This window comes from Halopolyspora algeriensis (genome assembly GCF_003337235.1).
Lineage (GTDB): Bacteria > Actinomycetota > Actinomycetes > Mycobacteriales > Pseudonocardiaceae > Haloactinomyces > Haloactinomyces algeriensis.
On record NZ_QPJC01000001.1, the window covers coordinates 142,381 to 154,499 of the forward strand.

The window sequence follows — 12,119 nt, forward strand, 5'->3', positions numbered from 1 at the left end:
TCACATCCCTTGGGGTGGAACGAGTTGCAGGTACACCGTCGTGAGGATGAAGTTCACCGCGAACAGCAGCAGGAAGGTGATCACCACCGACTGGTTCACGGCGTCCCCGACGCCTTTCGGCCCCGGCGGGGGGTTCAACCCCCGGTAGGCGGCCACCACACCGGCGATGAAGCCGAAGAACAGCGCTTTGATCTCCCCGATCCACACGTCCGACAGCTGTGCCAGCGCGCCGAAACTGGCCATGTAGGCACCCGGCGTACCCCCCTGCATGATGACGTTGAAGAAGTAACCACCCATCACACCGACCACGCTGACCATGCCGTTGAGCAGCACGGCCACGAGCATCGCCGAGAGCACGCGCGGCACCACCAGGCGGTGGATCGGGGAGACTCCGAGCACTTCCATCGCGTCGATCTCGTCACGGATCTTGCGCGAGCCCAGATCGGCGCAGATCGCCGAGCCACCGGCGCCCGCGATGAGCAGCGCGGTCACGATGGGACTGGCCTGCTGGATGATCGCCAGCACGCTGGCCGCACCGGTGAACGACTGCGCACCGAGCTGGCGAGTCAGCGAGCCGAGCTGCAGGGCGATCACCGCGCCGAACGGGATGGCCACCAGCGCGGTCGGCAGGATGGTGACGCCGGCCAGGAACCAGCACTGCTGGATGAACTCGCGGATCTGGAACGGTCGCTTGGGCAGGGCGCGGAGCACGTCGAGTGCCAGCGCGAACAGCCTGCCGGTTTCACGTAACGCGCCCGCGCCGGGAAATCCCGCCTGCGAGGGTGCGGTCACTGGTCACCACCCCGGTTGCTCTTACGGCCGAACCAGCTACGCCGATGTGCACCACCCGGTTGCCGCGCGCCTGCCGATCCCCGGTCCTCCTGGGACTGCTGCTCGGGAATCGACTGTGCTTCCCGGCGCGGAGCGGGAGTGGGTTTGACCTCATCGGGTCGTTGCCCACCGACTCGGGGGGAATCCGGCCGGGGTTCGGTGGGGTGCTCCTGCTGTCCGGAGTCGGTGGGCAGAGACGCCACCTGCTCCGCGGACAGGGACCCGTGCATCGACTCCGTCCGCTGCACGGTGGCCTTCTCCGGGGATTCGTCCGCCGGTTGCCCCACCTCGGCGAGCACCGGATCGTCGCCTGCGGAAACGCCGTAGCGCTCGCGTTCCCGAGGGCCGAGACTCCTGAGGACTTCCTGCCGGGCATCGGCGTCCAGGGATTGCAGGTTGGCCATCACCCGGTCCTGGCGTCGCTGAATGGCCGCACGCCGGGGCACACCGGGCGAGATCTCCAGTTGCGGGATGATCTCCGGTACGCCCTTGTCGTCGTCCAGCTCGGCGAGTTCGGCAGCTGCCTGCCCGGAGTCCTTTTCCTCGCTCATGCCGATCGGGCCCTGCCTGCGCCCGTTGAGGAACTGCTCGACAGCGGGCTCGGTCGAGGTCAGCAACACCTCCCTGGGGCCGAACATGGCCAGGTGGCGCCGGAACAGCATGCCGATGTTGTCCGGCACCGTACGCGCCGTGTTGATGTCGTGAGTGACGATCAGAAACGTCGCGTCGGTCTGCGCATTGAGGTCGACGATGAGCTGGTTCAGGTAGGCGGTGCGGACCGGGTCCAGACCGGAGTCGGGCTCGTCGAACAGGATGATCTCGGGATCGAGCACCAGTGCCCGCGCCAGTCCCGCGCGCTTTTTCATACCACCGGAGATCTCACCGGGCAGCTTCGTCTCGGCGCCGATGAGCCCGACCATCTCCATCTTCTCGAGCACCACGTTGCGGACCTCGGTCTCGCTGGAGCGAGTGTGCTCACGCAAGGGGAACGCGATGTTGTCGTACAGGTTCATCGACCCGAACAGCGCACCGTCCTGGAACAGCACGCCGAAGAGCTTGCGGATCTCGTAGAGCTCGCGCTCCGAGCAGCTGCAGACGTCCACACCGTTGATGACCACTCGGCCGTGCTCGGGCGTGAGCAACCCGACCAACGACTTCAGGAAGACCGATTTGCCGGTTCCCGAGGGTCCGAGCAGAACGCTGATCTCACCTCTCGGCAAGGTCAGCGTGACATCGGACCAGATGGTCTGCGCACCGAAAGACTTCGACAGTCCCTCGACGGCCACTTCGACGCCCATCCGTACCTCCGCGCCTCTCATTGGCCGCATCCCGCACTGGCATCCCTGCCGCCGGTAATCCCCACACGCGGGATCCGGGGCGAACGGCTCAGTCGGGGAGCCTGACATATGTGACACGCTTAACCGGGGTTGGGCGCGTCACACCTAGGCAACGAGCGCAGGAGCTCCGAGTTACTGCTGCCGTGCCTTTCTTTTTCACCGGAAATCGGCAGCGCCCGCTTTGCCCTCTGTCTGCACTTCAGCAGCCGGTATTGATGCTGTAACGACACAGCGGGAGCCGTGACTCCCGGGTGGGAGAGCAGTCTCGCCGGATGACCGCGCACACACAAGGGCCCACGAGAAATTTCTCGACCTCGCGTGGTGAACGGCCTCGCCACCTGCGGAAGGAGAAACGTGGGAATCCCGCATTGCGGGAGAACTGCTCGAAACGACACAAGCAGTTTCCTCGACGCGGCGAAAACGCCGGGTCACTTTGTGCATATACCGGGCGTACCGGGAGCCTTGCGAGACCACCGAAGAATCCGGCGGTGTGTGATCCGCTCGTCTGCGCGGATACAGTAGTTCGGAGGACCTATGGGGATCCTCGGATTCGAGGATTCTCCCCCTGGCCCGGGTGAACCGCACGGGCCTGCTCCACGATCGCATCGAGCTTGGGAGCATGTGCTCCGCGCCAGTACACGCGCCCGCACGAGCGGCAGCGCGCATAGACGTCGTAGCAGCGCCGAGTACCCGGCTCCAGTTCACCGGCCACCTGCCCCTTGGGCACCGGCGCAAGCTCACCATTGCAGGCCAAGCAGCGCGTCCACGGTTCCAACGGCGGCGCGAATCTCTCCAGCACATCCTCGAGCTGCTCGGAGGTGCGCGACCCCCGCACGAAAGCCCCGAACCACAATGCCCGGCGCCGCAAGAGCCCACGATCCCGCGTCAACAGCACGCGTCCCTCACGCGTCGACTGCTCGATCAGCTCGTCATCGGCGGCGTCGTTGCGGTAAGCGGTGTCGACCCCCAGCAGTCGCAACCGCCGCGCGAGAGTCCCGAGGTGCACGTCGAGCACGAAAGAGCCACGGACCTCCTGCGGCCGCCCGACCGACCGAACCTCGATGATCGACGCCGGACCGGGCCGCTGCGAGTGCTCGGCGGACACCCCGTCGAGCAGCAGGGCACCGACCTCGGTCAGCGGGACACCCATAGACTGGACAACGTGCCCGAGCGAGGCCGTGCCGTCATAGCGGACCGAGATCCGCGCACGCCGATGACGCGGCGCCACGAACAACCACAGTTCGCGATCCAGCCACACCCGTAGAAACGATTCCGCACAGGCTGTATCAGAGGCCATGGCGCATTATCGCCACGAGCAGCGGCGCGGCCACACTCGCCACGCACCCGGGCAAGGGTGCGGCGCTCACCGGGCCGATCCGCCCACAGGCGGTGCCAGGGCACAGCAAGGCGCCGATACAAGCAGGGGCGGCCACCCGCACCGGGTGACCGCCCCTGCCCGAGCTGTGTCAGCGTGGGATCACTTGAGGGTGACCTTGGCGCCGGACTCCTCCAGCTTGGCCTTGGCGTCGTTGGCCTTGTCCTTGTCGACCTTCTCCAGCAGCGGCTTCGGAACGCCCTCGACGAGCTCCTTGGCCTCCTTCAGGCCGAGGCCGGAGATGACCTCGCGGACAACCTTGATGACATTGATCTTCTTCTCGCCGGCGTCCTCGAGCACGACGTCGAACTCGTCCTGCTCTTCCTCCGCCTCGGCAGCGCCACCGGCGGCAGCGGCCGGAGCCGCGGCGGCGACCGGGGCCGCAGCGGTGACGTCGAAGGTCTCCTCGAACTGCTTCACGAACTCCGAGAGCTCCAGGAGGGTCATCTCCTTGAAGACGTCCAGCAGTTCCTCGTTGCTCATCTTGGCCATGATGGCGTTCCTTTCAGCTCACATCAGCGCCCGCACCGGGCGCAACCCAGGGACGCTTTCGTCGATGGGGGTGGGTCAGCTCTCGGCGGAGCCGGTGTCCTTCTTCTCTTTCAGTGCCTCGGTCATGCGAGCGACCTGCGACGCCGGAGCGGCGAACAGGCCGGCGGCCTCGTTCAGCTTGGCCTTCATCGCGCCTGCCAACTTGCCGAGGGTGACCTCGCGGGAGTCCAGATCGGCAAGGCGCTCGATCTCGGACACCGAGATCGGGCGGCCGTCCATGTAACCGCCCTTGATCACCAAGGCCTTGTTGTCCCTGGAGAAGTCACGCAGGGCCTTCGCGGCATCCACCGGCTCACCTTCGATGAAGGTCAGCGCGGTCGGGCCGACGAACAGGTCGTCCAGCCCCTCGACGCCCGATTCCTTGGTGGCGATCTTGACCAGCGTGTTCTTCGCGACACGATAGGTCGCGCTCTCGCCGAGGACCCGGCGCAGTTCCTTGAGCTGCCCCATGGACAGCCCGCGGTACTCGGTGACGACCGTTGCGGTCGCGTTGTTGAAACGCTCCGTCAACTCGTTGACCGCTTCAACCTTCTCGGGCTTCGCCATCTCGCCTCCTCTCTAGTGCTCGCGACGGTGCCGGTCACCAAGTCCCGGAGACGAGAAAAGCCCCGGCGCAGCAGGCACGGGGCATGAAGATCACAGGGCGCGAAACTCGCGCTGATGTTGCCTCGTTCTCCTGCGCGGGTCCGCCCGCCTCTCACGGGACCTTCGTTCCCGGCGCAGCCCGGCAGAGCAGGAGAGCCCAAGCGAGCAACGCAGGGAAGACCAGCGGTCTTTGGTGGAACCTTCACCAGGATACGTGACACGCAATGTCCTTCGAAGGGCACCCCGCCCGGTGGCTGCGGGTGACTTGTCGGGCACGGCATGATGTGTGGCGTGGCCGACCCGAACGACTCGCCGGACCAGCACGCGCAGCACACATCGTCCCCGGACTCCCCCTCGAATCCGGCGGTGCCGGAAGTCGTCGACGCCGAACCGGTCGACGAGCCCCGACCGACGACCACCTCGGAACACCGGGACACGCTCCCGCCGCCGCAGCAGGATGACGAGGCGTTCCGGCAGTACCAGCAGTTCCTCGAATTCCGGAAGTTCCAGGAATGGCAACGCCAGTACGGCGAGGGGGAAACCCCCGGATCGCCCGGCAAGTTCGGCACCTCCCGGGCCGCACCCGCCAAGCGAGCGTGGTGGAAGCGGGCGCTGGGGCTCCTGCGGTACAAGCTCGTACGCAGGCTGCTGTATGTGTTTGTGGTGCTGCTGCTGCTCAATGCCGCGATCGACTACTACGTCGGCGGTGACGACAGCGGCAACACCGGTGGTGGTGCTCCCGGCGCCACGGCGGGCCACGGCGTCAGGTCGGTCCTGCCGAGTTCTCCCGAGGAGACGGTCACCACGGTCTACGACTTCGTCGCCACCAAACCCGCCACCGTGTGCGTCCTGTTCACTCCGGCTGCCAAGGCCCGGTTCGCGGCGAACCACGGGACCCCGGACTGCACCACCGCCGCCCGGCAGCTACATGCCCGGGTCACCCTCCCCAAGAACTACAAATCCCCGGAGTTCGGCAAGGGCGCGGTGAAGATCGTCGGCACGGACGCGTCCGTGTCCTCCTGCCTGCTCGATGTCCGAGGGGGCCCGCGCCTGGGCAAGTTCGGACTCGAACGCCGGGCCAATGGGGGCTGGATCATCGACGGACACGAGAAGGAGCCCTCCTGCAGAGGGGAGTGAACGGAACTTTCGTTACTTCTATGCGAGTGAAAGTTCCGTTCACTCTCTTCGCCTCTGCGCCGTGAACGACTCGGGGCCGGCCTCCGCGCCGTGCGGAGACCGGCCCCGAGTGCCTCGGCCCGCTACTCAGGCGGCGTCGAGCAGATTGCGTGTCCGGCTCGGGTCCACCGAGATGCTCGGACCCATCGTCGTGGTGAAGGTGACCTTCTTCAGGTAACGCCCCTTCGAGGTCGACGGCTTGGACCGCAGGACCTCGTCGAGAGCCGCAGCGTAGTTCTCCACCAGTTGCTCGGGGGAGAACGAGACCTTGCCGATGACGAAGTGCAGGTTGGCCTGCTTGTCCACCCGGAAGTTGATCTTGCCGCCCTTGATGTCGGCGACGGCCTTGGTGATATCCGGGGTGACGGTTCCGGTCTTCGGGTTCGGCATCAGGCCACGCGGCCCGAGCACACGGGCGATCTTGCCGACCTTGGCCATCTGGTCCGGGGTGGCCACCGCCGCATCGAAATCGAGCCAGCCGCCCTGGATTCGCTCGATCAGCTCGTCGGAGCCTGCCGCGTCCGCACCGGCGGCCTCGGCCTCGGAGGCCTTGTCACCGGAGGCGAACACGACGACGCGGGCAGTCTTACCTGTACCGTGCGGCAGGTTCACGGTGCTGCGGACCATCTGGTCTGCCTTGCGGGGGTCGACGCCGAGCCGCAGCGCCACCTCGACAGTGGCGTCCATACGGGTCTTGGCGGTCTTCTGGGCCAGCTCGGCGGCCTCCCGCGGGGTGTACACCCGCGTACGGTCGACCAACTCGGCGGCCTGCTTGTACGTCCTGCTGCGCGTTGCCATGTCTGTCCCTATCGCAATGGATCAGTCGTGGTGGCTGGGCTGCGCAAGCCCTCCCACATATGTCGGTTGAGTCAGTCCTCGACCCGCAGGCCCATCGACCTCGCAGTGCCCGCGATGATCTTCTCGGCCTCGTCCATGTTCGGCGCGTTGAGGTCGACCCACTTGGTCTGGGCGATCTCACGGACCTGGTCCGAGCTGACCTTGCCCACCTTGGTCTTGTGCGGCTCACCGCTGCCCTTCTGCACACCGGCAGCCTTGAGCAGCAGTTTCGCGGCCGGCGGGGTCTTCAACTTGAAGTCGAAGGACCGGTCCTCGAACACGGAGATCTCGACCGGCACCACATCGCCACGCTGATTCTCGGTGGCGGCGTTGTAGGCCTTGCAGAACTCCATGATGTTCACGCCGTGCTGACCGAGCGCCGGACCGACGGGCGGTGCCGGGTTGGCCTGGCCGGCCTGGATCTGCAGCTTGACGATTGCTGCGAGTCGCTTCTTCTTGGGCGGCATCTCGTGCTTCCTGTGTCTTCGTTACCTGGTGTTCGGCCGCTGTACCGTGGCCGTTCCACGCGTCGCGTTCGACCACGGGCCGAATCGGGCGGCACGGGCCCGCAGGGCTCGGCCGCTCGTTCCACGGCAGGCCCCTGCCGACCCGCCATGGCCGCCGTGCTCCCGGGGGAGCCGGTCAGATCTTGGAGACCTGGTTGAACGACAATTCGACCGGAGTTTCGCGGCCGAAGATCGAAACCAGCACCTTGAGCTTCTGGGATTCCGCGTTGACCTCGTTGATCGTCGCGGGAAGGGTCGCGAACGGCCCGTCCATGACGGTAACGGATTCGCCGACCTCGAATTCGACCTCCACCGGAGACTGAGCGGCCTCCTGCTTGGCCGCCTTCTTGCCCGTCTCCGCCTTGGCTTCCTTCTCCACCTGCGGCGCCAGGAACTTCAGCACCTCGTCGATACTCAGTGGTGAAGGTTTCGATGTCGCCCCGACGAAGCCCGTCACCCCAGGAGTGTTGCGCACCGCACCCCACGAGGCATCGTTGAGTTCCATCCGAACCAGGACATAGCTGGGCAGGACCTTGCGCTGCACCATCTTGCGCTGGTTGTTCTTGATCTCGGCAACCTCTTCGGTGGGCACCTCGACCTGGAAGATGTAATCTTCGACGTCCAGCGTCTGCGCGCGGTGCTCCAGGTTGCTCTTGACCTTGTTCTCGTAGCCCGCATAAGAGTGCACGACGTACCACTCGCCCGGCGCCCGCTTCAGGGCCGCGCGGAGCTCCTCGACCGGGTCCGGCTCTTCCTCGTCATCCTGCTCGCCGGTGGACTCGGCGGTCTCGCCGGCCCCGTTCACCACTGCGGCGGAATCCGAGTCGTCCTCGCTCGAACCGGTGTCCTCACCGGAGCCTGCAGCCTGCGCGGGGTCCGTGGCGACGTCGCTCGAGTCCGCCGACGACACCTCGGCAGCCTGTTCCTCGGCAGGCTGCTCCGCACCGACGCCTGCCTGCTCGTCGGACAGATCCTGGCCCTCGTAGGAGGTCACAGTCGGTCTCGCTTCCTCTTATGTGTTGCGTGCCGGGTCGGTGGTATCCATCACCGGCTGTGCGTGCGGATTCGTACGGCACTCAGCCGAACAGCCGGAGCACACCCTGACCGAAAAGCAGGTCCAGGCCGGCGATGAACGCCACCATCACACTGACGAACACCAGCACCACAGCGGTGTAGGTCAGCAGCGTCCGGCGTGTCGGCCAGATGACCTTGCGCAGTTCCGCGACCACTTCCCGCAGGAAGCGACCGACTTTCCGAAACGGCGACACCCGGCCCTGTCGACCGTCCCGCGCCGGGGTCGGCCGACCCTTGGGCTGCGTCGCGTCCGCCGATCCGGGAGTGCTCGACGTGCCGCCACGGTCCCCCTGACCCTTACCGGCACTCGAGCGGGCGGAGGCACGGCGCTCACGCCGCGCGGCACCGGCCGGACGGGGCTGCTCCCCGCTCGGCTCCTGCTCGTGCTCGCGGTCCTCGCTCACGCATCCTCCTCACCGGCGCCTGTCGAACGCGTGAACGCGGCTGCGATGGTCGATGAGCCCTCCGGCTCGCTCAACGTCCGCATCCCGACGCTCACCGTCCGCATCGACGCAGGGGTGACAGGACTTGAACCCGCAACCTGCGGTTTTGGAGACCGCTGCTCTGCCACTTGAGCTACACCCCTTCGTGACCGCCTTACCGGCCACGAGACAGGACAACCAGATCTCACCCACGGCCGCATTTCACCGCGGATGTGGGCGATCCAGCCATCCCAAGTCCCAAAGTGTACGGCACGGTGGCCGCGCGGCTCCAACCGCATCCCCGTTTCGGCACATCCCCGGCCGGGTAGCGTGCGAGCGCGCGCCGCTCATCTGCGAGGATGCCACCATGGCCGCACCCGAGACACAGTCCTCCTCCAGCGCAGGCAAGCCACGCGTTTCCGCACGTATCGGTGGGATCAGCGAGTCCGCCACCCTCGCGGTCGATTCCAAGGCCAAGGCGCTCAAAGCCGCGGGGCGACCCGTGATCGGTTTCGGCGCGGGTGAACCCGACTTCCCCACACCCGGTCCGATCGTGCAGGCTGCCTCCGCAGCCTGCGAAGATCCCCGCAACCACCGCTACAGTCCGGCATCGGGCCTGCCGGAACTGCGTGAGGCCATCGTCACCAAGACAGCCCGTGACTCGAACTACACGATCCAGCCGAACCAGGTACTGGTGACCAACGGCGGCAAGCAGGCCGTGTATCAGGCATTCGCCACGCTGCTCGACCGCGGGGACGAGGTGCTGCTCCCCGCGCCGTACTGGACGACCTACCCGGAGGCCGTCTCGCTGGCGGGCGGCGTTCCGGTCGTGGTCGGCACCGACGAATCCACCGGATACCTGGCCGGCATCGAGCAGTTGGAGGCCGCGCGTACCCCGCGCACCAAGGTGCTGCTGTTCAACTCGCCGTCGAACCCGACCGGTGCCGTCTACCCACCGGAACGGATCGAGGAGATCGGGCGCTGGGCTGCCGAGCACGGTATCTGGGTGATCACCGACGAGATCTACGAGCATCTCGTCTACGGCAGCGCCCGCCATGTGTCGATGCCCGCTGTGGTCCCGGAACTGGCCGACACCTGTGTGGTTCTCAACGGGGTTGCCAAGACCTACGCCATGACCGGCTGGCGGGTCGGCTGGATGATCGGGCCGACCGACGTCATCAAGGCCGCGACGAATCTGCAGTCGCACCTGACGTCCAACGTCGCCAACGTCTCGCAGCGCGCCGCGCTGGAGGCCGTCAGCGGTCCGCTCGATGCTGTCGCGGAGATGCGGGAGGCCTTCGACCGGCGGCGGCGCACCATCGTCGACATGCTCGCGGAGATTCCCGGCGTGAGCTGCCCCGAACCGCACGGCGCGTTCTACGCATACCCCTCGGTGAAGGAGCTGCTGGGATCGGAGATCCGCGGTGTCCGGCCCCGGACGAGCACCGAACTCGCCGAGCTCGTCCTGGAACAGGCGGAGGTCGCCGTGGTGCCCGGTGAGGCGTTCGGCACACCCGGCTACTTCCGGATGTCCTACGCCCTCGGTGACGAGGACCTGGCCGAGGGGGTTCGGCGGATGGGCAACCTCCTCCGCGAAGCGAAGTAATTCCCATTTTCGGCGGGTTACTTTGCGAAGCGGCTCGGTAGCAGAACCTCAGGCGGCGCCTCGCTGTGGGAGTCCCGACATCATGTAGCCACCTACACCACGTCGGGACTGTCCTCGCGAGGCACTCGCCTGAGAACCCGCGGCGGTGCCGGTTGATCAGGCCGCGGACGCGGCTGACGCCGCCTGAAAACTGCTGGGCGGTGCCGGCCTGCGTGCGTCGACGAAAGCGACTGACGTCGCTTACCTGACGCAGGGCGTTCGGCGCCGTTGAAGTTCACGCCCCACTGCTACCCACCGCGAGGGATCACCCGGGCAGGCGCACGGTCGCGCTGGCCCCGCCGAGAACACCCTGTCCCCCGCTGCGGGCGGTGATGGAGACCTTGACCGTGCCGTCCGCGTTCTTGGCGGCCACCTTGCCGGAGACCTCGACCCGTGCGCCCGCACCGTCGTCGGGCACCACCACGGGTCGTGTAAAGCGCGCACCGTAGTGGAGGATCGCACCCGGATCGCCCGTCCACTCGGTAACCAGGCGGCCGGCCAGCGCCATCGTGAGCATCCCGTGCGCGATCACATCCGGCAGCCCCACGTCGACGGCGAACCGTTCGTTCCAGTGGAGCGGGTTGAAGTCCCCGGAAGCGCCCGCATAGCGCACCAGGTCGGCCCGGGTTACCGGAATCGACAATTCCGGCAGCCGGTCGCCTTCGGCGACCTCGGACAGCTGCACCGTCACGTTTGCTCCTCCTCGGCTGTTCCGCGGGCCACCAGCATGGAGGTCGCGGTGCACACCGCCTCGCCCCCCGCCGTGCCGATCTCGACGCGCACCGTCAGGAAGTCGTTGCCCGCCCGCGCCCTGATGTCGTCCACGTGCACCACGGTGACGAGTTCGTCACCGGCGCGGATGGGGCGATGATGGGTGAAATCCTGCTGGCCGTGCACCACACGGCTGTAGTCCAGACCGAGCTGTGCGTCCTCGACGATCGTCTCCTGCGCCGACATCGACAGCAGTACGGCGAAGGTCGGGGGAGCGATCACGTCGGGATATCCTGCGGCCTTCGCCGCCTCGATGTCCCGGTACAGCGCGGAGTCGTCCCGAATGGCCTCGGCGAACTCGCGAATTTTCTCCCGGCCGACCTCGTAGGGCCGAGTGGGCGGGTACTCACGTCCGATGAATGACTGATCGAGCGGCACGCACAGCAGGCTACCGCAGAGCCGGTACGCAAAAGGCCCGCCGCGGCCGGAGCCGGACGGGCCTTTGGGAATTCTCGGATTCGATCAGCGGCGGAGCCGCTGGAATCAGCGCGTCTCCTTGTGCGTGCGGTGCGCGTTGCAACGAGGGCAGTGCTTCCTCATCGACATCCGGTCGGGATTGTTCCGCCGGTTCTTGTTCGTGATGTAGTTGCGCTCCTTGCACACCTCGCACGCCAGAGTGATCTTGGGGCGAACATCGGTGGCAGCCTTGGCCACGGGAGGACCTCTCTCTCGTGCTCGGAAACGGGCAGTGCGACTGTCCGATCCCCTTGCGGGCGGGGACCGCCTCACGGGCGGTCGGCAGCTGTAGTAGCGGTGGCCGGATTCGAACCGACGACACAACGATTATGAGCCGTTTGCTCTACCACTGAGCTACACCGCCGTGCAGGATACCTCTCCGTGGGACGTATCCCGTGGTTCCTTGTGCAGAGCCTGCAGACCGCTCTGCACAAGGCAGCCGCAGCACTCATCTTACCGAGTACCGCAGCTGCTTTCAGAGCCCCAATACGGACTTGAACCGTAGACCTTCGCCTTACCATGGCGACGCTCTGCCGACTGAGCTATTGGGGC

The 12,119-nt window shown here is 66.6% G+C and carries 14 protein-coding genes and 3 tRNA genes; 2 read left to right on the forward strand and 15 right to left on the reverse strand.

Annotated features, from left to right (window positions below):
- The 5 genes from DFQ14_RS00645 to rplJ all read right to left on the reverse strand — a co-directional run bounded on the left by DFQ14_RS00645 (nucleotide 1) and on the right by rplJ (nucleotide 4,641).
- Complete coding sequence (locus DFQ14_RS00645; protein ID WP_114451060.1) at nucleotides 1-792, reverse strand: MlaE family ABC transporter permease; 792 nt, start codon at nucleotides 790-792, stop codon at nucleotides 1-3.
- Nucleotides 789-2,129, reverse strand: a complete 1,341-nt coding sequence (locus DFQ14_RS00650; RefSeq protein WP_114451061.1) for an ABC transporter ATP-binding protein — start codon at nucleotides 2,127-2,129, stop codon at nucleotides 789-791. The genes DFQ14_RS00645 and DFQ14_RS00650 overlap by 4 nt, the downstream gene beginning before the upstream one ends.
- A 571-nt stretch (nucleotides 2,130-2,700) precedes the next feature.
- Entirely contained in the window at nucleotides 2,701-3,465 is a 765-nt protein-coding gene (locus DFQ14_RS00655; RefSeq protein WP_114451062.1) for a Mut7-C RNAse domain-containing protein, read from the reverse strand.
- A 180-nt stretch (nucleotides 3,466-3,645) separates the two neighbouring features.
- On the reverse strand, nucleotides 3,646-4,035 hold the full coding sequence (rplL, locus tag DFQ14_RS00660) for a 50S ribosomal protein L7/L12 (RefSeq protein ID WP_114451063.1): 390 nt from the start codon (nucleotides 4,033-4,035) through the stop codon (nucleotides 3,646-3,648).
- A gap of 75 nt (nucleotides 4,036-4,110) precedes the next feature.
- Nucleotides 4,111-4,641: a 50S ribosomal protein L10 gene (gene rplJ / locus DFQ14_RS00665; RefSeq protein ID WP_114451064.1), complete on the reverse strand. Its 531-nt coding sequence runs from the start codon at nucleotides 4,639-4,641 to the stop codon at nucleotides 4,111-4,113.
- A 330-nt stretch (nucleotides 4,642-4,971) separates the two neighbouring features.
- Here rplJ and DFQ14_RS00670 point away from each other — a divergent pair, with 330 nt between their 5' ends.
- A complete protein-coding gene (locus DFQ14_RS00670) occupies nucleotides 4,972-5,817 on the forward strand; it encodes a hypothetical protein (protein ID WP_114451065.1) in 846 nt (281 codons plus the stop codon).
- 126 nt (nucleotides 5,818-5,943) lie between these two features.
- Here the strand turns inward: DFQ14_RS00670 and rplA are convergent, their stop codons facing one another.
- From rplA to DFQ14_RS00695, 5 genes are all read right to left on the reverse strand, one after another.
- The gene (gene rplA, locus DFQ14_RS00675) at nucleotides 5,944-6,654 is read right to left on the reverse strand and encodes a 50S ribosomal protein L1 (RefSeq protein WP_114451066.1); all 711 of its coding nucleotides are present in this window, start codon (nucleotides 6,652-6,654) and stop codon (nucleotides 5,944-5,946) included.
- Nucleotides 6,655-6,725: 71 nt separating this feature from the next.
- Nucleotides 6,726-7,160, reverse strand: coding sequence for a 50S ribosomal protein L11 (gene rplK / locus DFQ14_RS00680; RefSeq protein ID WP_114451067.1), 435 nt, complete (start codon nucleotides 7,158-7,160; stop codon nucleotides 6,726-6,728).
- Nucleotides 7,161-7,335: 175 nt separating this feature from the next.
- A complete protein-coding gene (gene nusG / locus DFQ14_RS00685; protein WP_114451068.1) occupies nucleotides 7,336-8,193 on the reverse strand; it encodes a transcription termination/antitermination protein NusG in 858 nt (285 codons plus the stop codon).
- 82 nt (nucleotides 8,194-8,275) lie between these two features.
- Nucleotides 8,276-8,677, reverse strand: a complete 402-nt coding sequence (secE, locus tag DFQ14_RS00690) for a preprotein translocase subunit SecE (RefSeq protein ID WP_114451069.1) — start codon at nucleotides 8,675-8,677, stop codon at nucleotides 8,276-8,278.
- Between the two features lie 109 nt (nucleotides 8,678-8,786).
- A tRNA-Trp gene (locus DFQ14_RS00695) sits at nucleotides 8,787-8,859 on the reverse strand.
- A gap of 203 nt (nucleotides 8,860-9,062) precedes the next feature.
- Here DFQ14_RS00695 and DFQ14_RS00700 point away from each other — a divergent pair.
- Complete coding sequence (locus DFQ14_RS00700) at nucleotides 9,063-10,301, forward strand: pyridoxal phosphate-dependent aminotransferase (RefSeq protein WP_114451070.1); 1,239 nt, start codon at nucleotides 9,063-9,065, stop codon at nucleotides 10,299-10,301.
- Between the two features lie 304 nt (nucleotides 10,302-10,605).
- Here DFQ14_RS00700 and DFQ14_RS00705 read toward each other — a convergent pair whose 3' ends face one another.
- The 5 genes from DFQ14_RS00705 to DFQ14_RS00725 all read right to left on the reverse strand — a co-directional run bounded on the left by DFQ14_RS00705 (nucleotide 10,606) and on the right by DFQ14_RS00725 (nucleotide 12,119).
- On the reverse strand, nucleotides 10,606-11,031 hold the full coding sequence (locus DFQ14_RS00705; RefSeq protein WP_114451071.1) for a MaoC family dehydratase: 426 nt from the start codon (nucleotides 11,029-11,031) through the stop codon (nucleotides 10,606-10,608).
- Complete coding sequence (locus tag DFQ14_RS00710; RefSeq protein WP_114451072.1) at nucleotides 11,028-11,489, reverse strand: MaoC family dehydratase N-terminal domain-containing protein; 462 nt, start codon at nucleotides 11,487-11,489, stop codon at nucleotides 11,028-11,030. The genes DFQ14_RS00705 and DFQ14_RS00710 overlap by 4 nt, the downstream gene beginning before the upstream one ends.
- A gap of 105 nt (nucleotides 11,490-11,594) precedes the next feature.
- Nucleotides 11,595-11,765, reverse strand: a complete 171-nt coding sequence (gene rpmG / locus DFQ14_RS00715; RefSeq protein ID WP_114451073.1) for a 50S ribosomal protein L33 — start codon at nucleotides 11,763-11,765, stop codon at nucleotides 11,595-11,597.
- Nucleotides 11,766-11,859: 94 nt separating this feature from the next.
- Nucleotides 11,860-11,931, reverse strand: a tRNA-Met gene (locus DFQ14_RS00720).
- A 115-nt stretch (nucleotides 11,932-12,046) separates the two neighbouring features.
- Nucleotides 12,047-12,119: transfer RNA gene (locus tag DFQ14_RS00725), tRNA-Thr, on the reverse strand.